The sequence below is a fragment of the Niallia sp. FSL M8-0099 genome, assembly GCF_038006945.1.
GTDB classification, from domain to species: Bacteria; Bacillota; Bacilli; order Bacillales; family Cytobacillaceae; genus Niallia; species Niallia circulans.
On sequence record NZ_JBBOWF010000001.1, the window covers coordinates 2820739 to 2845681 of the forward strand.

At 35.9% G+C, this 24943-nt stretch carries 22 protein-coding genes; 2 read left to right on the forward strand and 20 right to left on the reverse strand.

All coding sequences use genetic code 11. From position 1 onward, the window contains the following. Window positions 1–15: 15 nt before the first annotated feature. From NSQ92_RS14040 to rpsU, 8 genes are all read right to left on the reverse strand, one after another. Entirely contained in the window at window positions 16–981 is a 966-nt protein-coding gene (locus NSQ92_RS14040) for a PhoH family protein (protein ID WP_341152875.1), read from the reverse strand. Then, complete coding sequence (gene yqfD, locus NSQ92_RS14045; protein ID WP_341152876.1) at window positions 978–2171, reverse strand: sporulation protein YqfD; 1194 nt, start codon at window positions 2169–2171, stop codon at window positions 978–980. The genes NSQ92_RS14040 and yqfD overlap by 4 nt, the downstream gene beginning before the upstream one ends. 14 nt (window positions 2172–2185) lie before the next feature. Further along, the gene (gene yqfC, locus NSQ92_RS14050) at window positions 2186–2470 is read right to left on the reverse strand and encodes a sporulation protein YqfC (RefSeq protein ID WP_095322357.1); all 285 of its coding nucleotides are present in this window, start codon (window positions 2468–2470) and stop codon (window positions 2186–2188) included. 231 nt (window positions 2471–2701) lie between these two features. Beyond that, window positions 2702–3148, reverse strand: coding sequence for a hypothetical protein (locus NSQ92_RS14055; protein WP_061798605.1), 447 nt, complete (start codon window positions 3146–3148; stop codon window positions 2702–2704). Between the two features lie 25 nt (window positions 3149–3173). Continuing rightward, window positions 3174–4175 (reverse strand): flotillin-like protein FloA, encoded by a 1002-nt coding sequence (floA, locus tag NSQ92_RS14060; RefSeq protein WP_047941299.1) that lies wholly within the window; start codon window positions 4173–4175, stop codon window positions 3174–3176. Next, window positions 4175–5515: an NfeD family protein gene (locus NSQ92_RS14065; protein ID WP_144546675.1), complete on the reverse strand. Its 1341-nt coding sequence runs from the start codon at window positions 5513–5515 to the stop codon at window positions 4175–4177. Before NSQ92_RS14065 ends, floA begins: the two co-directional genes overlap by 1 nt. Window positions 5516–5810: 295 nt before the next feature. After that, window positions 5811–6254, reverse strand: a complete 444-nt coding sequence (locus tag NSQ92_RS14070) for a GatB/YqeY domain-containing protein (protein ID WP_047941300.1) — start codon at window positions 6252–6254, stop codon at window positions 5811–5813. Window positions 6255–6271: 17 nt separating this feature from the next. Next, window positions 6272–6445 carry a 30S ribosomal protein S21 gene (rpsU, locus tag NSQ92_RS14075; protein WP_003152957.1) on the reverse strand — a complete coding sequence of 58 codons (174 nt, stop codon included), beginning with the start codon at window positions 6443–6445 and terminating at the stop codon, window positions 6272–6274. 330 nt (window positions 6446–6775) lie between these two features. Here rpsU and NSQ92_RS14080 point away from each other — a divergent pair, with 330 nt between their 5' ends. Next, on the forward strand, window positions 6776–7693 hold the full coding sequence (locus tag NSQ92_RS14080; RefSeq protein WP_047941301.1) for a Na/Pi symporter: 918 nt from the start codon (window positions 6776–6778) through the stop codon (window positions 7691–7693). A gap of 60 nt (window positions 7694–7753) precedes the next feature. On the opposite strand, the gene NSQ92_RS14085 is transcribed toward NSQ92_RS14080, so the two are convergent. Then, entirely contained in the window at window positions 7754–9535 is a 1782-nt protein-coding gene (locus NSQ92_RS14085) for an ABC transporter ATP-binding protein (RefSeq protein WP_047941302.1), read from the reverse strand. Further along, the gene (locus NSQ92_RS14090; RefSeq protein WP_341152877.1) at window positions 9525–11285 is read right to left on the reverse strand and encodes an ABC transporter ATP-binding protein; all 1761 of its coding nucleotides are present in this window, start codon (window positions 11283–11285) and stop codon (window positions 9525–9527) included. Before NSQ92_RS14090 ends, NSQ92_RS14085 begins: the two co-directional genes overlap by 11 nt. Before the next feature lie 486 nt (window positions 11286–11771). On the opposite strand from NSQ92_RS14090, the gene NSQ92_RS14095 reads away from it, so the two are divergent. Further along, window positions 11772–12557 carry an AraC family transcriptional regulator gene (locus NSQ92_RS14095; RefSeq protein ID WP_047941304.1) on the forward strand — a complete coding sequence of 262 codons (786 nt, stop codon included), beginning with the start codon at window positions 11772–11774 and terminating at the stop codon, window positions 12555–12557. A 75-nt stretch (window positions 12558–12632) separates the two neighbouring features. On the opposite strand, the gene deoC is transcribed toward NSQ92_RS14095, so the two are convergent. The 10 genes from deoC to lepA form a co-directional block, all read right to left on the reverse strand. Continuing rightward, window positions 12633–13298, reverse strand: a complete 666-nt coding sequence (deoC, locus tag NSQ92_RS14100) for a deoxyribose-phosphate aldolase (protein ID WP_412759320.1) — start codon at window positions 13296–13298, stop codon at window positions 12633–12635. A 133-nt stretch (window positions 13299–13431) separates the two neighbouring features. Further along, complete coding sequence (mtaB, locus tag NSQ92_RS14105) at window positions 13432–14784, reverse strand: tRNA (N(6)-L-threonylcarbamoyladenosine(37)-C(2))-methylthiotransferase MtaB (protein WP_095258985.1); 1353 nt, start codon at window positions 14782–14784, stop codon at window positions 13432–13434. Window positions 14785–14789: 5 nt separating this feature from the next. Next, complete coding sequence (locus NSQ92_RS14110; RefSeq protein ID WP_095322354.1) at window positions 14790–15533, reverse strand: 16S rRNA (uracil(1498)-N(3))-methyltransferase; 744 nt, start codon at window positions 15531–15533, stop codon at window positions 14790–14792. A 119-nt stretch (window positions 15534–15652) separates the two neighbouring features. Further along, the gene (gene prmA, locus NSQ92_RS14115; RefSeq protein ID WP_047941308.1) at window positions 15653–16594 is read right to left on the reverse strand and encodes a 50S ribosomal protein L11 methyltransferase; all 942 of its coding nucleotides are present in this window, start codon (window positions 16592–16594) and stop codon (window positions 15653–15655) included. A gap of 20 nt (window positions 16595–16614) precedes the next feature. Continuing rightward, window positions 16615–17739, reverse strand: a complete 1125-nt coding sequence (dnaJ, locus tag NSQ92_RS14120; protein ID WP_341152878.1) for a molecular chaperone DnaJ — start codon at window positions 17737–17739, stop codon at window positions 16615–16617. Window positions 17740–17932: 193 nt separating this feature from the next. Continuing rightward, a complete protein-coding gene (gene dnaK / locus NSQ92_RS14125) occupies window positions 17933–19762 on the reverse strand; it encodes a molecular chaperone DnaK (RefSeq protein ID WP_341152879.1) in 1830 nt (609 codons plus the stop codon). Between the two features lie 34 nt (window positions 19763–19796). Then, a complete protein-coding gene (gene grpE, locus NSQ92_RS14130; RefSeq protein ID WP_172865805.1) occupies window positions 19797–20399 on the reverse strand; it encodes a nucleotide exchange factor GrpE in 603 nt (200 codons plus the stop codon). Window positions 20400–20522: 123 nt separating this feature from the next. Beyond that, on the reverse strand, window positions 20523–21551 hold the full coding sequence (hrcA, locus tag NSQ92_RS14135) for a heat-inducible transcriptional repressor HrcA (protein WP_047941311.1): 1029 nt from the start codon (window positions 21549–21551) through the stop codon (window positions 20523–20525). A gap of 153 nt (window positions 21552–21704) precedes the next feature. Beyond that, on the reverse strand, window positions 21705–22847 hold the full coding sequence (gene hemW, locus NSQ92_RS14140) for a radical SAM family heme chaperone HemW (RefSeq protein ID WP_341152880.1): 1143 nt from the start codon (window positions 22845–22847) through the stop codon (window positions 21705–21707). A gap of 181 nt (window positions 22848–23028) precedes the next feature. Next, window positions 23029–24864, reverse strand: a complete 1836-nt coding sequence (lepA, locus tag NSQ92_RS14145; protein ID WP_047941313.1) for a translation elongation factor 4 — start codon at window positions 24862–24864, stop codon at window positions 23029–23031. Window positions 24865–24943: the final 79 nt, after the last annotated feature.

Genomic DNA, 24943 nt, shown 5'->3' on the forward strand with positions numbered 1-24943 from the left:
TTGTCCTTCTTTCTTTTACATAACTTGCTTTCCATATGCATGAATAATTTTTCCGACTAATGGATGTCTCACTACATCGCTTTCTTCTAAATGAACAAAGCCGATCCCATTTACGTTTTGCAGAATTTGTTCTGCAACTACTAATCCTGATTTCACGCCCTTTGGCAGATCTATTTGTGTTTTATCCCCTGTAACCACCATCTTGGATCCAAAACCAAGTCTTGTTAAAAACATTTTCATCTGGGCATGAGTTGTATTCTGTGCTTCGTCTAATATTACAAAAGCATCATCCAGTGTTCTCCCGCGCATATAGGCAAGTGGAGCTACTTCAATCGTATTTCTTTCAATCAAACGAGCAGTATGCTCCATACCAAGCACATCATGCAATGCATCATATAACGGGCGTAAATACGGATCTACTTTTTCTTTCAAATCCCCTGGCAAAAAACCTAAACTTTCCCCCGCTTCCACTGCAGGTCTTGTTAAAATAATTCTATTTACTTTCCCGCTCTTTAAAGCATTTACCGCCATCACAACGGCTAAATAAGTCTTACCTGTTCCTGCAGGCCCAATCCCAAAAACTAGATCATTTCTTCTAATAGTGCGTATATACTCACTTTGGCCAATCGTTTTTACTCTAATTGATTTTCCTTTAATCGTTTTCGCTATTTCTTCATCGTATAGTGACCCAAAATATTCAAGCGTTCCTTTCTTTGCCAGTGAGATCGCATATACCACATCTCGTTGACTGATGGAAACACCCTTTCGGATTACTTGTAAAAGTTTATCAACAATATCCCCAACGAGCTCTATTGAATCAGGATTCTCAGAAGAAACAAGCAGCGTTTCTCCTCTCGTTACGATGTTACAATCTAATTCTTTTTCAAGCACTTGCAGATTGCTATCTCCATTACCAAGTAAAGCAATTGCTTCGTTTGGATCATTCAACTTTACATTCATCGTTTTTAAATCTTCTGTCATTCTGTATCTCCTTGAGTTAGAGGTTGTGCTTTCGCAATGTTTTCTATTGTTGTAAAAGCTATATTTAATTTAACTTTACCATTCTTTATATCTTGTTGTAAAATTTTTTCCTCCTTAATTTTCCCATCTTCACCAATTCGTTTCATAATATCCTTTCTCGCATCCTCCTTCCCCTTCTCGATAGCATCCTTCTCACTATATCCTCTTATTACAATCTCTTTTTCCCGATATGTTTTATTTACAATCTTAATTGGCAATTCCCATTTAAAGAACTTAACGTTTGACTCATTCTCCTCTTCCTCATATTCCTTATACTCTATTTTGCCAAATCCCCATACAGGAATACTCCACTTACCAAGCTTCATATAAATTTTTTGCTTTTCCGCTCCATTAAATACTTGGAAAGTTGTTTCCAAAGGAACAGTCACTTTTGTCGTATACCACACTTCTCCCCATACTTTCCCTTTAGCAGATACACTCTTCGCACGATCTTCATTCCCTATTTTGCCTGCAACTAACAATTGTCCTTTTCTCACAACTTCATTGATGGCATAGCGTTTTGTACCAGATTCCACAAAATCTGTTACAATTGTCGCTTTCTTCGTTGCTATTAAATTTTGCGGGCCCGCTTCTTTCTTTTTCTTCGGCTCGTTTTTTTCAACCACCTGGAAATGATAAGTTGTCCCTTTTAACTCCACACCAATCCATGTAATCGCATCAATATTATTTGTTAATTCTGCCTGAATTTCATCTAATTCCTTCGCAAAAAACTGCGATTTACCAATTTTTATGTCCATCTTATCCAGCTGCTTACGAATTTGATATTCAGTCGCAGGATTTGCTCCCTTGATTTCTATTCCCCAGACCATATTAGATAAAGTGAGAACTAGTCCTAAAAAAAGGAATAATCCGAGTACAAAACCGCTATTTTTCCACATTCTTTTATATAGAAACGGAGCTCCAGCTCGGCGCTGAAACTCTATTTTTATACCGCTTCCTCTAACTAAATGACGAAGAGAATGGATATTCTTTAGACTAATCTGAAAGGTTACAGCTTGCGGTCCGTGCTTCTTTACGTTCCAAACAGACATACCATTTTTTAATAACTTATTTAAAAACCTTTCTAAACCTTTGCCTGTTGCTTTCACTGTAATAATCCCTGTTAAATATTCTATCCAATGATTTTTCATAATTTCCTCCCAAATCATTCATTTATGTATAAAACTTGATCTATTTTCCCTTCTAATAATATTTCCTCTGGTAAAATTGTCTTAATAACAAACCCTTTTCCTTTAATCAACAGCTGCCCTTGTTTTAAGAGCAATCGCAATTCTTTATCTGAAAAGGTTATTAACCCTCGGTGGTTCTCTACATAAATATGTATTTGTCCAATCATTGTAATTCTAGGTAAGTCCATCATGACATCTTGAGGAAGTTCTAAGTTTTTTATCATCCAGTTCCGCAAGTTGTGTCCCCATTTTTTAGTCATAAAAAAAGAACCCCCTTTCCTCTCTTTTATGAGATTCTCTGTATAGACAGTACGCTTTCTTACACTTACTATCATCATATTCACGGAGTCCTACATTATGCTAAGAAAAACTTTTACGACACGCATTCGTGGAGATTTCCTTTAAATATCCTTTTATACAAAAAAAGAGCTATTATCTAGCAAATCACTTCTCCAAAGAGAAATAACGCTTGATAATAACTCTCTATGTTTTTATTTTCTGCTTGTTACGCTGTGTTGCATAGAAGCTCGATGTGGATTTCTTGAACGAGGCGAAGCTAATACTTCCGAAAACACTACCGCCTGAACAATATTATCCTTTGTAAATAAGCCTTCAGATTCTTCCAGAGGTTGATTCTTATTTATAATTGGTCCTTGAACGACTCGATTTCGTTGTTTTTCCATCATATTAATCTTCTTTTGTAAACTTGCATTTTCCCTTTGCAGCCTTTCCAGCTCAGAAAGTGGTTTTTCAACCTGCACCACTTTTTTAGACTTTACAGGGACAGTCATAACTTGTCTTTCTCTCTCCACTTCTGCATTTACTTGTTTTGGCACCTGTGGTCTCTTTGGTTTGGGCGCCGGCTTTTTTTTACTATTATCAAAAACAGAAGAGAAGAGAAAAACTACAACCGCAATTATAATTGGAACAATTTCCAAATCTTTTCCCTCCCTTTCTTAAAGTTTACTCATTATCATCTTTATTTTTCTGGTCATCTGTTAATTTACCGATCGAGCCTCTCATTTCTGTATCAGCCGTGATATTTTGTAAATTCATATAGTCCATTACTCCAATATTGCCTGAACGCAACGCATCAGACATAGCCATAGGAACTTCCGCTTCTGCTTCGACAACCTTCGCACGCATTTCTTGAACTTTTGCTTTCATCTCTTGTTCTTGGGCAACAGCCATCGCTCTACGCTCTTCCGCTTTTGCTTGAGCGATTTTCTTATCTGCTTCTGCTTGTTCTGTTTGTAATTCAGCGCCAATGTTTTTACCGATATCTACATCCGCAATATCAATCGATAGAATTTCAAAAGCTGTACCAGCATCTAACCCTTTAGCTAAAACTGTTTGAGAAATCATATCTGGATTTTCTAATACTTTTTTATGATTATCAGAAGAACCAATTGTCGAAACAATCCCTTCCCCAACTCTGGCTACGACTGTTTCTTCTCCAGCTCCCCCTACTAGTCTCTCAATATTGGCACGCACTGTAATTCTTGCTTTTGCCTTTACTTCAATACCATCCATCGCTACACCAGCAATAAAAGGTGTCTCAATTACTTTAGGATTTACACTCATTTGCACTGCTTCTAATACATCACGTCCTGCTAAATCAATTGCAGCACATCTTTCAAATGATAGCTCAATATTGGCACGATGGGCAGCAATCAGCGCATTTACTACCCTATCAACATTACCACCAGCAAGATAATGACTTTCTAATTGATTGATTGTTACATTTAATCCCGCTTTATGGGCTTTAATCAACGGATTTACAACACGACTTGGTATAACCCTTCTTAAACGCATCCCTACTAATGTGAAAATGCTAATTCTCACTCCTGCTGCTAAAGCAGAAATCCAGAGCATTACTGGCACAAATGTTAATAGCACCCCTAATAAAATAATGGCCAATACTACAACAATAATCCAAAATATTTCAAATCCGCCTACTAGCATTACTCATCCTCCTTTTGTATATCTATCGTTAGTATTTCCCTTACAACAATTCTTGAACCTTCTGCTTTTACTACTTTTACTTTCTTGCCCTTATCAATAAAACTTCCATCACTCACCACATCGATTCTTTCATCCTCAATAAGTATGACTCCGGCAGGACGTAAGGCAGTTAAGGTAACGCCTGTTTTCTCCTTCAAATCATTGCGGTTCTGATTAGAAACATACCCACTTTCTGTATTGGTTGAGTCTGTTAAAATTATTTTTTTAAAGAATTTCATTTTTCTACCAAACACCTTTACTAATAAGATAGATGCTATAATGGAAACCCCTATTGCGATTGCTAGACTTATCCCGATGACCGCAATATCTCCACTTGCAAGAAACATGCTAGCAATGACAGAAACAATCCCAATTGCTCCAGCTATTCCACCGACGACAAAGAACTCCAGTATAATCAAAAGGATTCCAATCACAAAGAGAATGAGACTTTCGTATCCCGCAAGTCCTGCAACTAGATGCCCATAGAAAAAGAGCAATAAAGCAGAAATTCCCGCTATTCCCGGCAGTCCAAACCCAGGTGAATATAATTCGATGATTAATCCCAAACTTCCAATTGATAATAATATAGGAATGATAATAGGATTTGTTACAAACCTTGCAATTTTCACTGCAAAGCTTTCATCAACCTTTTCTATCTTTGCGTTCTGTATCCCTAAATGATCTAGCACATCCTCTAAACTATTTACCGTACCATTGGAATAGTTTATTTCTTCTGCTTCAGATGAAGTTAAAGTTAAAAACTTGCCAGCTTCCTTCATACCTGGAATGGAAATAGATTTATCTGCCATCGCCATTGCATAAAGTGGATCTCTTCCTGTTTTTTCTGCTGCCCCTTTCATGGCAGAAATCCAGTAAGACTGAGCCTTTTCATCTGCTGCATTCCCTTGTCCGTCTATCACCCCAGAGGATCCTATTCTGCCTCCCTCCACCATATAGATTTCATCGGTATTTAATGCAATATAGGAACCAGCAGAAATGGCATCTTGGTTAATAAAAGTAACCGTTTTTATGTCAGTTTCTGCAATTCTCTTTCCTATTTCAATAGCAGCAGATATATCTCCACCAGGTGTATGCATATCAAAGACTATCGCACTAGCCTGATTTTCTTCTGCTTCGGTAATTGCCCGATCTACAAACTGACTTAAACCTTTTTCAACCGTATCCTTTATTGGCACTACATATACTTTTTCTTCATTATTAGCGTAAATGATACTAGGAATGAAGGATAGAAAAAAAATAAAAAGAAGAGGGATCAACAATATTTTCTTTTGTCTTCTCAAATTTTCCCTCCTTTCCAAATGGTAATAGAAAAATGTTATGGCTATGTATACGTTTAACTAAATAAAAAGTTTCATTTTTTTTAATTTTTATTTAATTAATAATTTCTATCGTTTAAATCGAGAAAAACAAAGGACAAAATATGGTCCTGCAAAGGAAATTAACAGATCTAACTATATTTAATAAAAATCATCTAATTTTATTATATGTTATATTAGAAATGGATAAAACAGAAAATCTTTTAACTATGTAAAAAGGCTGCAGATATAATCTGCAGCCTTTAAAACATAAACTTATTTATGAAAGGTGTTGTTGTACAAGTTTATTTACTAGTGAACCGTCTGCTTTTCCTTTTACTTTAGGCATTAAAGCAGCCATCACTTTTCCCATTTCTTTCTTTGAAGAAGCTCCAGTATCAGCGATTGCTTGTTTCACAATCTCTGCTAGCTCCTCTTCTGAAAGTTGTTCTGGCATATATATTTCAACATGTTTTAACTCCGCACGTATTTTGTCAACAAGATCTTCACGACCTGCTTTCTCAAACTCATGGAGGGAGTCTTTGCGTTGTTTTACTTCGCGAGAAAGGACAGATAACTCGTCTTCTTCAGAAAGATCTCTACCAAGCTTAATACTTTCATTCTGAATGGCAGCCTTAATCATTCGAATTACAACTAGTTTATCTTTTTCTTTGTTTTTCATCGCTTGCTTCATATCATTATTTAAGCGTTCGAGAAGACTCAATTTTGCTACACCCTCTCTTAGAACTTACGTTTTCTTGCTGCTTCTGATTTTTTCTTACGTTTCACACTTGGTTTCTCGTAGAATTCGCGCTTTCTAGCTTCCTGCAAAGTACCAGTTTTTGATACTGAACGTTTGAAGCGACGAAGAGCATCTTCAAGCGATTCGTTTTTACGAACGACGGTTTTAGACATTCTCTTTCCCTCCCTCCGAACACAACACACTAACATCAACATGGTTTCCATGTACCTTGACATTATAATATATCAAAGTTACAAGGTCAACTGTATTTGACCTTGTTAGACAAATTGTTTTAAAAAAACGTAAAAAAAAGGTGTTTTATACAAGGAATTAGCCTTTTTCTCCCTCCGATCCCTTCTCTTTTTGTATTTTTCCCTCTAGTCATGTTTTTAAACACCCTGTCAAATCTAGTATAAGAAGCTAGTTTTGTCATCATTAATTAGCTAAAAATGACATGTCCACCTTCTTTATTTCATATAGTTCTAATAAGGAGGAAGCCTAGAATGATTTATCTTATACTTTTTATTATCCTTATCCTTTTATTTATTTATGGGATGACTCTCTTACGGACAGGTTTATTTAATTTATCTTCTCAATCATTAAAAAACTCGCTCGAAAAATTAACAGATAAGCCATGGAAGGGGTTAATTGTTTCCATCATTATTACAGCACTTCTTCAAAGCAGCGCTGCCGTTATGGTTTTAACGATTGGACTAATTTCAGCAAGAGTCTTAACCTTTCCTCAATCTATCGGGATTATTTTAGGAACAAATATCGGAACCACCTTCACAACTGAATTTATTACGTTTAACATGAATAATTATCTACTTCCGCTTGCCATCCTAGGTGTGCTCTTGATCATCATTAACAAATATCAATTAAGAAGTATCGGCTTCATTTTATTCGGTATGTCGATTGTCTTTACAACAATGCGAGGTTTTAAATATTTTGCTGGGATGATGGAACATCATCCTGCTCTAAATTCGTTTTTCCTTTCATTAGCAGACCGTCCTTTCATCGCCCTTGTAGTCGGCATTATTATAACTGCCCTAATCCAATCAAGTACAGCGACAATTGGTATTATAATGGGCTTTTTATCAGCAGGATTGCTTCCGATTGAAATTGCTATAGCCATTATGTTGGGATCTAATATTGGTTCCTGTATAACTTCTTTTTTAGCATCAATAGGAACAGAAAAAAGTGCAAAACTTTGTGCTTATGCCCATATTTGGTTAAATATTGGAGGGGTCATTTTGTTTTATCCGTTTATCAATGATTTAGCTGCTATTGTCAAAAATATGACAGCAGAAATGGATGTTCAATTAGCTCATGCAAGCCTGTTATTTAATGTTCTATCTTCGCTCCTAGTTCTACCCTTTGCGGAGCGCTTTGGCAAATTGATTATGCGATTACACAGCTGATGGATTGGGGTGAAATGCTATAAAAGGCTGCAAACATGGATATATGTCTGCAGCCCTTTTTTACATAACCTTCAATAAATCATATTGTGATTGATATAAATGATAATACAATCCTTTTTGTGCCATTAACTCATCATGTGTGCCTTTTTCTGCAACTCTCCCACCATCCACATAAAATATTTGACTACTATTTTTAATTGTTGATAGACGATGGGCAATGATGAAGGATGTCCTTCCTTTTAACAATTCAGTAATTCCTTCTTGGAGAAGTTCTTCCGTCTTTGTATCAATGCTGCTGGTTGCCTCGTCTAATATCAATATTTTAGGATTAGCCAAGAGGGCTCTTGCGAAAGATATTAACTGCCTTTGTCCCGCTGATAAAGTACTACCTCTTTCTTCTACAACAGTATGATATCCATCCTTTAAGTCTTTTATAAAGTCATGTGCTCTAACAATTTTAGCTGCGGTAATCACTTCTTCTTCCGTTGCATCTAGCTTCCCATAGCGAATATTATCTAGAATGGTTCCAGAAAATACAAAGGTATCTTGAAGCATCACACCCATTTGCGACCGTAAAGATTTTAATGTTACATCTCTTACATCAATCCCATCAATTTTGACACTGCCTTCATTTACATCATAAAACCTACTTAACAAATTTATAATAGTAGATTTACCTGCACCTGTGGGGCCGACTAAGGCGATACTCTGACCTGCATTAATATGAAAACTGACATCACTAAGTATGTTTTTCCCTTCTTCATAACGGAAGGTAACTCGTTCAAAGGTGACATTCCCTTTAATCGTTGGCATTGGGATTGCTTTTGGCTGATCCTTAATATCTGGTTCAACATCCAGAGTTTCAAAAATACGTTCCAAATAAGCAGAAGCAGTGATAAGCGCATTATAGAAGTTCCCCATATTAATAACTGGGTTCCAGAAATTATTGACATAGCCAATAAACGCTACAAGTGTACCTGTACTAACATCTACCCCAATTTGCCGTATTCCTACGAAGTAAATTAAACTTGTTGTTAAAACAGAGATATTTTGAACACCTGGCCATAGAAGAAACTGGATTGAAACTGCCTTAAGCCAAGATGTTCGGGTTTCATTGCTTACTTCATCAAAAATTTCAAAATTCTCTTCTTCCCTTGCAAAGGATTGCGTAATTTTTATGCCGGCAATACTTTCATGAATATAGGCATTCATATTAGATTGTTTATTGCTTAACACTTGATACGCTTTTCTCTGCATATTTTTGATTACCCATACTAATACTCCTAAAATCGGCAGAAGTGCTAAACTATATAATGTTAGTTTTGCGTCGATGGCAAACATAAACATTAACGTTATAATTACACTGATGATATCAGAGATCAGGTTTATCAGCCCATTACTTAATAGATCACTTAATGTATTTATATAATTAACGACTCTGATTAAGATTTTCCCATGAGGGCGATTATCAAAATAGGAAAAGGGCAGCTTCTGTAAGTGCTGAAAAATATCTAAACGCATATCCTTTAGAATATTTTGACCAATCTGAGTAATCCATTGAATGCGATACCGCATACATATACCAATTACAAATAGAGAAAGAACAAATAAAATACTAATCCCGATTAATAATGGAATATTTTTATCTGGGATAATTTCATCAATTGCTATTTTTGTAAAAAACGGACCGAGCATTCCTGCCACGTTGGCTGTTAAGATGATTAGCAATGTAATAAACAATGCCTTCTTATAAGGTTTAATATAAGCACCGATTCGTTTATAGTGACTCCAGTTAAATTCGGTCTCTAATTCTTCGTCGACATTAAATTTATTACGGGCCAATGGCTGCTCCTCCTTCTTCCTGCTCTACTAATCCTAATTGTCTTCTATACACATCGTAATACATCCCTTTTTTCGCAACAAGTTCTGTATGCGTCCCTTGTTCTTTCACTTCCCCTTTATCAAGAACTAAAATAAAGTCTGCATCCCTTACAGATGAAATACGGTGTGCAATTATGAAGGTTGTTTTATCTTGTGTCAACTGATTTAATTCCTTTTGGATTTTACTTTCTGTTTCCATATCTACAGCTGATGTTGTATCATCCAATATCAAGATAGATGGATCCTTCGCTAATGCTCTTGCTAAGGAGATCCTTTGCTTTTGACCACCAGATAATCCCACTCCGCGCTCTCCTACGATTGTATCGTATCCCTCCGGCATTTTAACGATAAAGTTATGGGCGTCGGCAATTGCTGCCACGCGTTGAATTTGCTCCATGTTTAAATATGGTTTTCCAAAGGAGATATTTTCCTCAATAGTATTTGAAAATAAAAAAATGTCTTGCATAACCATCGAAATTTGATCGCGAAGCTTCCTCACTGGCCATTCTTTTGCATTTATTTGATCAATTAATACTTCTCCTTCTGTTGGATCATAGAATCTTGCAATTAAATTAACAAGCGTTGATTTACCAGATCCAGTTTCCCCTAAAATCCCAACAGTTTGCCCCGGTCGGACGGTAAAGGATACATTTTTTAAGATAGGGGTTTCAGGGTCATCGGAAAACGCAAAAGAGACATCTTTAAACGTTACATATCCAGCAATTTTCTTGCCTTTCTTTTTGTCTTCTACCATAATTTGTGGTTCCGTTATTAATAAATTTCCAATTTTTACACAAGATGCATTAAATCGCTGTACATCATTTATCAACCATCCACTCATGCGCATTGGCATATTTAAGAGCCACATAAACCCGTTAAATGCAACCAAGTCACCTATGGACATGTTCCCCTGAATCACAAATAAGCCACCTAATAATAAAGTAATAACAGCTAATACTCCGGCAAATCCGTCCAGCCATGGTAAATACTTTTTAGAAACATTAGCAGAATCAAGGTTACGTTTTCGATAATCATCATTAAAATGATTAAACTTTTCGATTTCATACTCTTCCCGGGAAAATGCCTTAACTACTCGGTTGCCGCTAATATTTTCTTCCACCATGGAATTCAGTCTGGAAAAACTTTCACGGATTTCTAGAAATACTGGATGAGCTGCTTTGGACATTTTTTGTGTAAAAATAAAGATAAACGGTGTAACAGCGAGTAATGCTAACGTTAATTTCCAATCAATGTTCATCATTACGATAATGGCAACGACAAACCAGATAACACATTCAGCGATATTATAGCAGACCCATGAAACGAAATGGCGTATAGCGTCCATATCACCTGTCATTCTCGCCATAATATCTCCTACTCTATTATGATTAAAAAAGTCAAAATCAAGCTCTTGAAGCTTTTTATACATATCTTGTCTTATATCAAACTGTGCGTCTTGACCAACATGTTCGTATAACATTTGGTAGATGTATCGAGTAACGGTTCTGATCAGTGTCGCTCCTATCATCGCTAGTAAAATGGGTACTAAGAGTTGGACTTGATTATTCTCAATGACTTCATCAATCAATCTTCCGCTTAAAATAGGAATAATCACTACAAAGAAAGAATTTGCTAATAAAATCAAGGATGCAACAATTACTTTTTTCTTATTCTTCTTTACGTAACTCCAAATCCATTGGTAATTATTCAATAGGAATCTACACTCTTTCTTTTTTAATTTGTTTACTTCCAAAATAATATTTCAAAAGATAGCTAAATATACTTTTAAATAAACTTTCAGAGGAGGAGATTTTTATTCCTCCTTAATGATGGATATTTACCTTTAACTGGCTTGGTAAAATTTTTTCACTAAGTAAAATCAATAATATCTCTTAAAACATGTAAGGGCGTGTATACAAGGTTTATATTCATTTTCACTTTCTCTCCCATCCTTGGCACTATTCTCCAATTATTACAACCAGGCTGCAAATGACTTAATCTTAATCCTCCTTTTTAGCCATGAATGAACGCAATAAATGTGAACGGTTACCATTTTATACTGTTATGCAACATACTATGATAAGAAAAGAGAAAGCCTTTTCTTATCACAGATTAATTTTAGTCACGAAGGTTTGACGTAACTAGTACTTAAATTGTATAATTATGGACAAAATTTGACTTGAAAGGAGTACATTGAATGTTATACTATCAATCAAATTATTTTGGACAAAATGGAGATTTTGATCGTATATCAGCATTCAATCCTACCAACCTTCCTCATTTTCATCGCAGCTTGGAACTGGTGATGGTTGATGAAGGCACACTGGAGCTTACCATACAAGATAAATCTTATACTCTCCACGAAGGAGAAAACGCTCTCATTCTTTCGAATCAAATACATAGTTTACAAAGTAATCAGAAAAATCACTCCTGGATTTATGTCTTTTCTCCAGAATTGGTTAATCAATTTTATCAGCTTAGTAAAAACAAAGACTTAATTCATCCAATATTCCAGTTACAGGCTGCCACAAGAGAGATGATAAAGGAGATATTCTTCAACAATAATAGTTCGCTGTTTGCCAAAAAAGGGGTTCTGTACTTAATTTGTGCGGAATTGCTAAATCAAACTTCTTTCAAAGAGGAAACGCGGAGAGATGATTATTTATTACATGATTTACTCAACTATATCCAAAATCATTTTACCGAGGAACTTTCCTTAAAAGATTTATCACAAAAATTTGGATACGATTATTCCTACCTATCAAGATTTTTCACAAAAATACTGCATATACCATTTGTTGATTTTGTAAATGGGCATCGTGTAACGTTAGCCTCTCAATTATTAAAAACAACGGATAGTAAAATTACCGAAATTGCCGATATGGTTGGCTATCGAAACATTCGCAGCTTTAATCGAAACTTCGAAAAAATCATGAACACTACCCCGAGTAATTATCGAAAAATTTATATGGAAAGTTATTAATAAACGCAGCGATAGATTGACAAAAAAACCTTAGAAAACACCTATTTGTTTCTAAGGTTTTTTTTAAAGGATATATTAATAATCACTATTGCTTGTCAAACCATTCACGATTGCAACTCCAGAACTTGCTCCGATTCTAGTAGCTCCAGCAGCAATCATTTTCTCCGTGTCTTCACTGCTGCGTACACCTCCAGAAGCTTTCACACCTATATCTGGTCCAACCGTTTTTCTCATTAATGTAATGTCCTCAACAGTTGCTCCGCCTGTTGAGAAACCTGTTGATGTTTTTACATAGTCAGCTCCTGCTTCTACTGCTAATTTACAAGCAATTTCTTTTTCCTCATTTGTTAGGAGACTAGTTTCAATAATTACTTTCGATAATGCTTTACCTTTTGCCGCATCCACTACCGCTTTAATATCTTCTTTAACTAAATCATAAGTTTTATCCTTTAAAGCACCAATATTAATAACCATATCTACTTCTGTTGCCCCATTTTTAATGGCATCTTCTGTTTCAAATGCTTTTGTTGCTGAAGTAGATGCTCCTAAAGGGAAGCCGATCACTGTACATACCTTTACCTCTGTTCCATTAAGCAATTCACTTGCAGCTTTGACCCATGTTGGATTTACGCAGACAGAAGCAAATGTGTATTGCTTAGCTTCTTCACAAAGAGTCACAATTTGTTCTTTCGTCGCATCAGCTTTTAATAAAGTGTGATCAATCATTTTAGCAATGTTCATTAAGATTCTCCTTTGATATATGTACTAATTAAAAATATATGCCAAGCTCTTTGAACGAACAAAGAGCTTCCATATTAAAGTTATTAAAATTAATTTTATAAAACAAAAAGGAAACAATTGTAGCTGGCTAAACTTAAGAAACAATCGCAGCTTGATCTTCTACTTCCTCTAAAACACGGACAAATTGTCCTTCATTTACAGGGTAGCCTGCTTTCGTTATTTTGACTTTTACAATTTTCCCAACCATTTCTTCTGTTGCTGGGAAAACTACTTTTAAATAATTGTCTGTATATCCAACATAAAGCTTTCCATTGCCATCTTCTTTGTAGACTTCCTCTGGAATAACTTCTACTACCTCGCCTTCATAGTTAGACGCATATTCCTTTGCTAATTGATCAGAAAGCGAAATTAAACGATGTACTCGTTCGTTCTTTACATCTTCCTCAATTTGGTTATCCATTCGCGCAGCAGGTGTTCCTGTCCGTTTTGAATATGGGAACACATGCAATTCAGAGAATTTATGTTCTTTAATAAAATCATAAGTTTCCATAAACTCTTCTTCTGTCTCTCCTGGGAAACCAACGATTACATCAGAGGTAATGGCCAATCCTGGCAAGGCTTCTTTTAATCTTGTAATTCTTTCGGCAAAGAATTCCATTGTATATTTTCTTCTCATTCTTTTTAAAACAGTATCCGATCCAGATTGAATCGGGATGTGAAGATGATTTACAATTATTTTTGATTTATCTAAGACTTCAATCACTTCATCTGTTATTTGGCTTGCTTCGATAGAAGAAATACGAAGGCGCTTTAGACCCTTTACCTGGGATTCTAAATCACGCAGTAAATTAGCTAAGTTATAATCCTTCATATCTGAGCCATATCCACCTGTGTGAATTCCTGTTAATACAATTTCTTTATAACCAGCATTCACTAATTGCTGTGCTTGCTTAATAACCTCTTGCGGATCTCTTGAGCGCATCAATCCCCGTGCCCATGGAATAATACAGAATGTACAAAAATTATTGCATCCTTCTTGGATTTTTAAGGAAGCTCTTGTTCTATCCGTAAAAGCAGGGACATCCATTTCTTCGTACACACGATTTTTCATAATGTTTCCAACAGCATTTATTGGTTGTCTTTCTTCTTTATACTGCGTAATATACTCTAGCATTTTCACGCGATCCTGTGTACCAACTACAATATCAACTCCAGGAATAGCCATAATTTCTGCTGGAGAAGTTTGGGCATAACACCCTGTAACACAAATAACTGCATCTGGATTTTTACGAACTGCACGACGAATTACTTGGCGGCTCTTTTTATCTCCTGTATTTGTAACGGTACATGTATTAATAACATATACATCAGATATATTTTCATATTCTACACGTTCATAGCCTTGTTGTTTAAACAACTGCCAGATCGCTTCGGTTTCATAATGGTTTACTTTACATCCTAAAGTGTGAAAAGCAACTGTTGGCATTTTTATCACTCCATCAATTCAAAATGATAAGATACAGCAGACAATAGGTATAATGGTGCAGTCTCTGTTCTTAATATTCTTGGACCAAGTCCGCATGTCACAAAACCATGCTCTTTTAATAATGCTACTTCTGATTCAGTCAGGCCACCTTCTGGGCCGAATACCGCAAGGATAGATTGTCCTTTTGTCATCGATTCCAAGCTTTTCGTTAACACAGACGATTCGCCTTCTCTTGCCTCTTCTTCATAGGCTATTAATTTTACATTATAACCTTCTGAAAGTTTTATCAACTCTTTTATACTAATTGGAGAACTTACTTCTGGTATCATGGTTCGGTGGGATTGTTCTGCTGCTTCTTTTGCAATTTTATTCCAGCGAACTAGTTTTTTTCCACTCTTTTTCTCATCCCATTTAACGACAGAGCGAGCTGCGATGAAAGGGATAAACTTAAAAGCGCCTAATTCTGTTCCTTTTTGGATAATCCATTCCAGCTTATCCCCTTTTGGCAGTCCGCTCACAATAGAAACCGAAATAGGTAATTCTATTTCTCCTTCTAACCATTGTACCACTTTTGCAATGACTTCGTTTTCGGAAATTTTTTCTATTCTGCACCGTGCTGCCTGCTGAAGACTGTTGACACAATATATTTCATCGTCAATATCCATTCGCATCACACGTACAATATGATGATAATCGTCCTCTTGAATAAAAAATGTATCCTCTTCGTTTTTAGCAAAATAACGCTGCAATCGAATTCCTACTTTCTTTTAAGCAATAGAGAAGGAAGAATCGTAAGACGAAACTTCCCTTTTTCCTTTTGAATATACGCTTACTCTTATAGCTTGTTGCTGTGAAAGTTTTTCTTCTATTAACTCTTTTTCTGAGCGGTAATGCTTACCCAATCTTCCATTTGTACTGTTTCTATTATTTCTAGGCCTGATGCGATAATAGCATCCTTTACTTCTTCTTTTTTCTGAAGAATGATGCCAGAAGCAATAAAGAAACCATCTTTTTGAAGTAAACGATAAACATCATCTGTAAAACGAACAATTACCTCTGCCAAAATATTTGCAACAATGACCTCTGCCTGTTCCTCTATACCACTTAAAAGATTATTTTGACGGACAGATGTTTTCTCATGAACTTTGTTTAATTTAATATTTAATTTAGCAGAACGGACAGCCACTTCATCCAGATCTAAAGCAAGCACAGATTTAGCTCCCAGCATGGCTGCTGCAATACTTAGCACACCAGATCCTGTACCAACATCGATAACCACATCGTCTTTTTTTACTATTCTTTCCAAAGCCTGTATACATAATACAGTTGTCGGATGTGTTCCTGTACCAAAAGCCATCCCTGGATCCAATTCGATGATTAATTCATCCGTATGGACTGGTGTATAATCCTCCCAGGTAGGTACAATCGTAAATTTCTCAGATATTTTAACAGGATGATAGTATTTCTTCCAAGCTGTTGCCCATTCTTCTTCATTTACTTCCATAATGGAAACTTTATTTAATCCAATATCAATATTAAACAGTACTAAATTATTGATATTTTCTTTAATTGCCTCTACTGTTTCACCAAGAAAACTATTGATTGGTAAATACGCTTTAACTAGAACGCCTTCTTCTGGATAATCATCAGGATTTAGTTGGTAGATTTCGCCGAATTGGTCTTCTCTTTCTTTAATTAATTCAAAGGGATCTTCAATAACTACCCCACTAGCACCTGCTTCATGCAAAATATTTGAAATAGGTTCAATCGCTTCATTTGTCGTATGAATTGTGATTTCTGACCATTTCATTTCTACCAACTCCTTTTTGATTATTCACCTTTAAATGCTTTTTTTACCTTAGAGAAAAAACTGTCCTCTTCTTCTCCACGAGGAGTATCTCCAGATACTTCAGCAAATTCATGTAATAGTTGTTTTTGTTTATCAGATAATTTTGTAGGTGTAATTAAACGAATGATTACATGCTGGTCACCTTGGCCATATCCACGTACATTTGGAATCCCTTTGCCTTTAAGGCGGAATTTTGTTCCAGTCTGTGTTCCCGCAGGTACTTTCAATTTCACTTTGCCATGAATAGTAGGTACTTCCACTTCATCACCTAGTGCAGCCTGAACAAAAGTAATCGGCATTTCACAGTATACATCTTCTCCATCACGCTCGAAGAAGTCATGTCTTCTTATGTGGAACACAACATATAAATCACCTGCTGGCCCGCCGTTTATACCAGGTTCTCCTTGCCCAGAGACTCTTAATTGTTGACCATCATCGATACCTGCTGGAATTTTAACACTAATTTTACGACGTTTTTTTACTTTTCCAGTTCCGCCACAAGTTGAACATTTATGCTTAATCTCTTTACCAGTTCCATTACAGTAATTACATGTTCTTCTATTCACAATACGACCAAATGGTGTATTTTGCTCCACATTCAATTGTCCAGTACCACTACAATGCTTACATGTAACTGGCTTAGTCCCTGGTTTTGCTCCCGTGCCATTACATGTTTCACAATTTTCTTCTCTTGGTATTTCAATTTCCGTTTCTTTCCCAAATGCTGCTTCTTCAAATGATAGTGTCATCGTATATTGTAAATCAGCCCCTTGACGCGGAGCATTCGGATCTCTTCTTCTTGATCCTCCACCACCAAAGAAAGTGCTGAAAATATCTTCAAAACCACCGAAACCACCGAAGTCTCCGCCGCCGCCGAAGCCTTGATTAGGATCTGTATGGCCAAACTGATCATAGTGCGCTCTTTTTTGATCGTCACTCAGTACTTCATAGGCCTCTTTCACTTCTTTAAACTTTTCATTCGCATCAGCTTCTTTATTGATATCTGGATGATACTTTTTTGAAAGCTTACGATACGCTTTTTTTATTTCATCCTTAGAAGCCCCTTTACTGACTCCAAGGACTTCATAGTAATCCCGTTTATCCATAATTGATTACCACTCCCCGATTCTTTTCACATAGATGCTATTGTATCATTTTGCTTTTCTAAAGTACAATAGTTTATTGCTATCTTTCCTAATTATCGCTAAAAAACTTCTGATTGAAAAGAAAAGTCAAAGTCAAGATAACCTGACTTTGACTTTTCGCTAAACGTAATTGGTTTTATTGGTTTTATTTCTTTTATTTATCGTCTTTTACTTCTTCAAACTCTGCATCTACTACGTTGTCATCTTTATCGGATGCACCGCCGTCTGCACCTTGAGCCGCTTGTGCTGCTTGTGCTGCTTCTTCATATAATTTCATAGAAAGAGCTTGAACGATTTCTTGAAGAGCGTCTTTTTTCGCACGAATTTCTTCTAATTCGTTTTTCTCGATAGCCGCTTTTAAAGCATCTTTTGCTTCATTTGCTTTTGCAACTTCACTTTCGTCCACTTTACCTTCTAAGTCTTTTAATGTTTTTTCAGTAGTGAAAACTAATTGATCTGCTTCATTTTTTAGTTCCACTTCTTCTTTACGCTTTTTATCAGCTTCAGCATTTTCTTCTGCTTCTCTTACCATTTTATCGATTTCTTCATCTGATAAGCCTGTAGAAGATTTAATTGTAATTGTTTGTTCTTTATTTGTACCAAGATCCTTCGCACGAACATTTACGATACCATTTTTATCGATATCAAATGAAACTTCGATTTGCGGAATTCCACGTGGTGCTGGTGGAATATCAGCTAATTGGAAGCGGCCTAATGTTTTGTTATCCGCAGCCATTGGGCGTTCCCCTTGAAGCACATGAATATCTACAGCTGTTTGGTTATCAGCAGCAGTTGAGAATACTTGTGATTTAGAAGTAGGGATGGTTGTATTACGTTCGATTAACTTTGTAAATACTCCACCCATTGTTTCAATTCCTAATGATAGTGGTGTTACGTCTAAAAGCACAACGTCTTTTACATCACCAGTAATAACGCCACCTTGGATAGCTGCACCCATTGCAACAACTTCATCAGGATTTACTCCTCTATGCGGCTCTTTACCGATTTCTTTTTTAATTGCTTCTTGAACAGCAGGGATACGAGTTGATCCACCTACAAGGATAACTTTGTCAATTTCAGATGCATTTAGACCAGCATCTTTAAGTGCTTGACGAGTTGGTCCCATTGTACGTTCTACTAATGAAGCAGAAATTTCTTCGAATTTAGCACGAGATAAAGTTACTTCTAAGTGAAGTGGTCCAGCTTCTCCAGCTGTGATAAATGGTAAAGAAATTTGTGTAGAAGCTACACCAGAAAGATCTTTTTTAGCCTTCTCTGCAGCATCCTTTAAACGTTGTAGAGCCATTTTATCTTTGCTTAAATCGATGCCATTTTCTTTTTTAAATTGGTCTACTAAATAATCGATAATTACTTGGTCAAAATCATCTCCACCAAGACGGTTATCACCAGCAGTAGATTTTACTTCAAATACGCCGTCTCCTAGTTCAAGGATAGATACGTCAAAAGTACCTCCACCTAGGTCATATACTAAGATAGTTTGATCTTCGTCTGTTTTATCTAAACCATATGCTAATGCTGCAGCTGTTGGTTCGTTAATTATACGTTCAACTTCTAAACCAGCAATTTTACCAGCATCTTTCGTAGCTTGGCGTTCTGCATCATTAAAGTATGCAGGCACTGTTATAACTGCTTTCGTTACTTTTTCTCCTAAGTATTCTTCTGCATAACCTTTTAGGTATTGAAGAATAATCGCAGAAACTTCTTGTGGAGAGTAGTTTTTGCCTTCTACTTCTACTTTATAATCCGTACCCATATGACGTTTAATAGACATAATAGTGTTTGGGTTTGTAATAGATTGACGTTTTGCAACTTCCCCTACTTGGCGTTCTCCATTTTTGAATGCTACTACAGATGGAGATGTTCTATTACCTTCTGGATTTGGGATAACTTTTGGTTCTCCACCTTCAAGTACAGCAACACAAGAGTTTGTTGTACCTAAATCAATTCCAATAATTTTACTCATGGAAATTTCCCTCCTATTTTTTAATATGTAACGCTTATTGGCTTACTTTCACCATTGCAGGTCTAATGACTCTGTCTTTAAGCTTATACCCTTTTTGGAACTCATCCACCACAATGTTTGAATCCGTTCCTTCTACTTCTTCTTGCATTACTGCTTGATGAAGATGTGGATCAAATTCTTTTCCAACTGCTTCGATAGCCTCTACACCTTCTTTTTTGAGAGCTTCAAGGATTCCGCGATAAACCATTTCAACACCTGTGTATAAACTTTGTGTTTGTTCATCTACTGCCTCAATTTTTAATGCTCTTTCCAAATTATCGATGCTTGGTAATAAGTCCATGACAAGACTTTGCGCTCTGTATGTTTGAGCCGCTTCCATATCGAGCCTTGATCTGCGGCGTGAATTATCAAAATCAGCCTGCAGGCGAAGATAGCGATTAGATTCTTCTTCTAATTTAGCTTCTAGCTCTGCAATTTTTTCATTAGCAGCCTTTAATTCTTCAGCTACATTTTCCTCATTGGAAGGAGACGCTTCTACCTCTTCGAAAACTTCTTCAACTGTTTCTTCGACTTTAACGTCTTCTTGTGCTGCTTGTTGTTCCATCTCTGCATTGTTCGTTGCTTTTTCTTCTGCCAACTTGTTCACCTCCCTTAAAGGATTAATTACATAAAACGGTGCAGATTGGCAAATAGAAATTCACCAATCTTAAATTTACTAACTTTAGTCCTTCATTACACACTTTTAAATATTCCACAGAAGTTACTTTTGATACAAATTAGTGAGTACTTTTGTCAGGTCATTCGATAATATATTTAATAAACTCACAACTCGTGAATATTCCATTCTTGTTGGGCCAAGAATGGCAATCGATCCAATTTGCTCATTCCCAATCCGATAAGAAGCAGAGATAATGCTGCAATTTTCCATTGCTGTATTATTATTTTCTCTTCCGATTTTAATACTAATATCGGATGAGTTATTACGAATGAGCTCAGGTATTCCATCCTCTTTTTCAATCATATTCAACAAATTTCTTATTTTCGTAATATCATGAAATTCAGGCTGTCTCAAAATATTTGTCTTGCCACCAAAAAATAACTTTTCATGGGTATCGATTTTCACGGTTTCGGAAAGAGAGTTGATAAAATACTCATAATTGCTAATATGCTGTTTCAATAAGGTAGCAACTTCCTTATAGATTTTATTATGAAGCTTATCAATCGGCACACCCGTTAACCGGTCATTTAAGATATTTACTAGTTTTTCTATTTCCCCTGCGTGAATAGAATCTGGCAAGTGAAACATTCTGTTTTCCACATGTCCTGAGTCTGTCACAATAATAGCAATGGCCGTATGGTTGTTTAAAGGAACAATTTGAATTTTCTTCAATTTATTTTCTTTAACGGCAGGCCCAAGGACAATAGTAGTATAATTTGTTAAATCAGACAATATTTTAGCAGATTTTTGCACAATATTTTCTAATTCGTATATTTTTTCTGCAAACAGTGAGTTAATTCTCAATATTTCTGAACGCTTTAATTTCTGTGGTGATAAAAGATGATCAACATAAAAACGATAACCCTTCTCTGAAGGAACGCGCCCAGAAGAAGAGTGGGTTTTTTCGATAAAACCAGATTCCTCTAAATCTGCCATCTCATTGCGAATGGTGGCGGAGCTAAATGTAATGTTTTCTTTCTTTGATAAGCTCCTTGAGCCTACTGGTTGTGCTGTTGAAATAAAATCATCAATAATCACCTGTAATATTAATAATTGACGATCAGTTAACACATTAATCACCTCTGTTAGCACTCTTTATTAACGAGTGCTAAATCTATATATAAAGTAGCAAAAACAAAGGGGCTGTGTCAATAATTTGAACCTTATTTCTATAAGAAATTTTTCCCTTCTCGCATACTACTTCCTGACAAACCAAGATTATGATTATTCAAGAACTCCAATAAAGGATTGAAACACTTCATTCCCTAAAAATCTGCCTTTATGTGTTAATTTTAAATAATCACTTTCCATTTCAATAAGCTCTCTGCTTATTAGTTCGTTTATTTCCTTGTCAAATAGCTCTAATACATTTTTATTATATTTTTGTTCAAATGAAGATAAACTTACTCCTTTATTTTCCCTTAAGCCAAGGAATAATTCCTCTTCCATTTGTTCTATAGCGGTTACCTTATGTTCATGCATGATCGGAAACTCACCTTGTTCTAAAGGCTGCATGTATTTCTTTAAAGGTCCATAATTAGAATAGCGATTCCCATATACATAACCATGGGATCCAGCGCCAAACCCAAAGTACTCTTCATTATTCCAGTATGTGAGATTATGCCGACTTTCGAATCCAGGCTTCGCAAAATTACTAATTTCATATTGCTGAAAACCATGTCTTGCCATTTCTTCCATTAAGACGCTGTACATACCTGCTTCCACATCTTCTCCGGGTGTAGGTAGTTTCCCTTTTCTCATTAAGTTATAAAAGACCGTTTTAGGCTCTATAATTAGAGAATACCCTGAATAATGCTGAATATCTAATGTAAATGCTGTTTTTAATGTTTCTTGAAAATCTTCTAACGTTTGACCTGGTAAACTATAAATTAAGTCAACACTGATATTATTAAAACCAATTTTTTTAGCTGCTTCAATGGATGAAAACACATCTTCCGCTTTATGCGTTCTGCCAATTCTCTTTAGCAGCTCATTATTAAAAGATTGTACTCCAAAGCTAAGGCGGTTCACGCCTCCTTCATACAAAGCTTTTAATTTATCTTCTGTTAAATCACCAGGATTGGCTTCAAACGTATATTCTTGCTGTGGGTGAAGCTTAAGTTCTTTATTCACCATTCCACAAAGTCTTTCTAATTGGGATGCAGATAAACTTGTTGGTGTACCTCCTCCGACAAAAATCGTTGACAGTTCTTGTTGTCCATATTTTTCAATGGTTAGCTTCATTTCTTTCTCTAGAGAGTCTAAGTATTCATCAACTGGCTGTCCTTTTAAAAATACTTTATTAAAATCACAATAGTGACAAATATGTTCACAAAATGGAATATGGATATATGCTGCTTTTATCAATTTTTCACAACCTTTAAATTAATTAAACTATCTTAAACTAACAAGTTTTTTCCTACTTGTTTCAAGTAAAATAAGAAAAGAGGTCGATACCTACCTGGCACCTACCCCTTTACTTATAGCAGTCCATGTTGCGATTAGCAAGTTTCTTGCATAATGTCCATGCAATGCTTTTATTGTCATTTTACTTTTTCGTATTATTGTCATCCATACGTAATACAGCCATAAACGCTTCTTGCGGTACTTCAACCGAACCAACTTGTTTCATTCGTTTTTTCCCTTCTTTTTGCTTCTCTAGCAATTTACGTTTACGAGAAATATCCCCACCATAACATTTAGCCAATACATTCTTGCGCATCGCCTTAATGGTAGAACGAGCAACAATCTTTTGCCCTATCGCAGCTTGGATCGGCACTTCAAATTGCTGACGCGGAATAAGCTCTTTTAATTTCTCTACAATAACTTTTCCTCTTTCATAAGCAAAATCCTTATGAACGATGAAGCTAAGTGCATCTACTTGTTCTGAATTTAACAGAATATCCATTTTCACCAACGTCGATGTTTTATAGCCAATAAGTTCATAATCAAATGACGCATATCCCCTTGTATTTGATTTTAATTGGTCAAAGAAATCATAAACAATTTCCGACAAAGGAATTTCATACGTAATTTTAACGCGAGTCTCATCCATATATTGCATATCGATGAAGACACCTCTCTTCTGCTGGCATAATTCCATAATTGCTCCAACATATTCGTTTGGTGCCATCATCGTTGCTTTTACATATGGTTCTTCAATTCTGTCGATTTTTTGAGGATCTGGCATTGCTGATGGATTATCTACTTTTATTTCTGTTCCATCTGTTAAAATAACATCATAAATAACACTTGGAGCAGTAGTAATTAGGTCAATTTTAAATTCGCGCTCGATACGCTCTTGAATAATTTCCATATGAAGCAAACCAAGGAAACCACAACGAAAACCAAATCCTAATGCTTGAGATGTCTCTGGTTCAAATTGTAATGCAGAATCATTAAGCTCTAATTTTTCCAATGCTTCACGCAAATCATTAAATTTCGCACTATCTATTGGATATAAACCACAATAAACCATTGGATTTAGCTTACGATAGCCAGGCAGCGCTTCTGTTGCACCGTTCTTCGCATTAGTGATGGTATCACCTACTCGCGTATCGCCAACATTTTTAATTGCTGCAGTTAAAAAACCTACGTCTCCAACAGATAAATGATCAGTATTAACTGCTTTTGGTGTAAATACACCTACTTCAATAACCTCAAATTCTTTTCCTGTTGCCATCATTTTGATTTTATCACCAGGTTTAACTGTTCCATCCACTACACGTATATAAGTGACAACACCACGATAAGCATCATATAAACTATCAAAAATAAGTGCCTTTAATGGTGCTTCTGGATCCCCTTGTGGTGCAGGAACCTTTTCTACGACTTGTTCTAGTATATCTTCTATCCCAATACCAGCCTTCGCAGAAGCCAGCACAGCTTCAGAAGCATCTAATCCTATAACATCTTCAATTTCATTTCTAACCCTTTCAGGATCAGCACTTGGCAGGTCAATTTTATTAATAACCGGAACAATTTCCAAATCATTATCAATCGCTAAATAAACATTAGCTAATGTTTGTGCTTCAATTCCTTGAGCGGCATCCACTACTAATACAGCTCCTTCACAAGCAGCCAAGCTTCGAGATACTTCATATGTAAAATCCACATGTCCCGGTGTGTCAATGAGATGTAGTGTATAAATTTCGCCATCTTTTGCTTGATATTTTAATTGGACGGAATTTAGTTTAATCGTAATTCCGCGTTCTCTTTCTAAATCCATTGAATCTAAAAGCTGATCTTTCATCTCACGTGCTGTAAGTGCATTTGTTTTTTCTAATATTCTATCAGCGAGAGTTGATTTCCCATGATCTATATGTGCAATAATAGAAAAATTTCTAATTTTTGATTGTCTATTTAACATCTCTTCTCTGTTCATTTAGTTCACTCCTACAATAATCGCGCATGTACACTATTTTTGATTATAGCAGTGTGAAGAATAAGATTCAACGAAAAGT

Coding starts and splice junctions, on each gene's coding strand:
- NSQ92_RS14040 (WP_341152875.1), bottom strand. CDS start 981: ATGACAGAAGATTTAAAAACGATGAATGTAAAGTTGAATGATCCAAAC.
- yqfD (WP_341152876.1), bottom strand. CDS start 2,171: ATGAAAAATCATTGGATAGAATATTTAACAGGGATTATTACAGTGAAA.
- yqfC (WP_095322357.1), bottom strand. CDS start 2,470: ATGACTAAAAAATGGGGACACAACTTGCGGAACTGGATGATAAAAAAC.
- floA (WP_047941299.1), bottom strand. CDS start 4,175: ATGCTAGTAGGCGGATTTGAAATATTTTGGATTATTGTTGTAGTATTG.
- rpsU (WP_003152957.1), bottom strand. CDS start 6,445: ATGTCTAAAACCGTCGTTCGTAAAAACGAATCGCTTGAAGATGCTCTT.
- NSQ92_RS14080 (WP_047941301.1), top strand. CDS start 6,776: ATGATTTATCTTATACTTTTTATTATCCTTATCCTTTTATTTATTTAT.
- NSQ92_RS14095 (WP_047941304.1), top strand. CDS start 11,772: ATGTTATACTATCAATCAAATTATTTTGGACAAAATGGAGATTTTGAT.
- deoC (WP_412759320.1), bottom strand. CDS start 13,298: ATGAACATTGCTAAAATGATTGATCACACTTTATTAAAAGCTGATGCG.
- mtaB (WP_095258985.1), bottom strand. CDS start 14,784: ATGCCAACAGTTGCTTTTCACACTTTAGGATGTAAAGTAAACCATTAT.
- prmA (WP_047941308.1), bottom strand. CDS start 16,594: ATGAAATGGTCAGAAATCACAATTCATACGACAAATGAAGCGATTGAA.
- dnaJ (WP_341152878.1), bottom strand. CDS start 17,739: ATGGATAAACGGGATTACTATGAAGTCCTTGGAGTCAGTAAAGGGGCT.
- dnaK (WP_341152879.1), bottom strand. CDS start 19,762: ATGAGTAAAATTATTGGAATTGATTTAGGTACAACAAACTCTTGTGTT.
- lepA (WP_047941313.1), bottom strand. CDS start 24,864: ATGAACAGAGAAGAGATGTTAAATAGACAATCAAAAATTAGAAATTTT.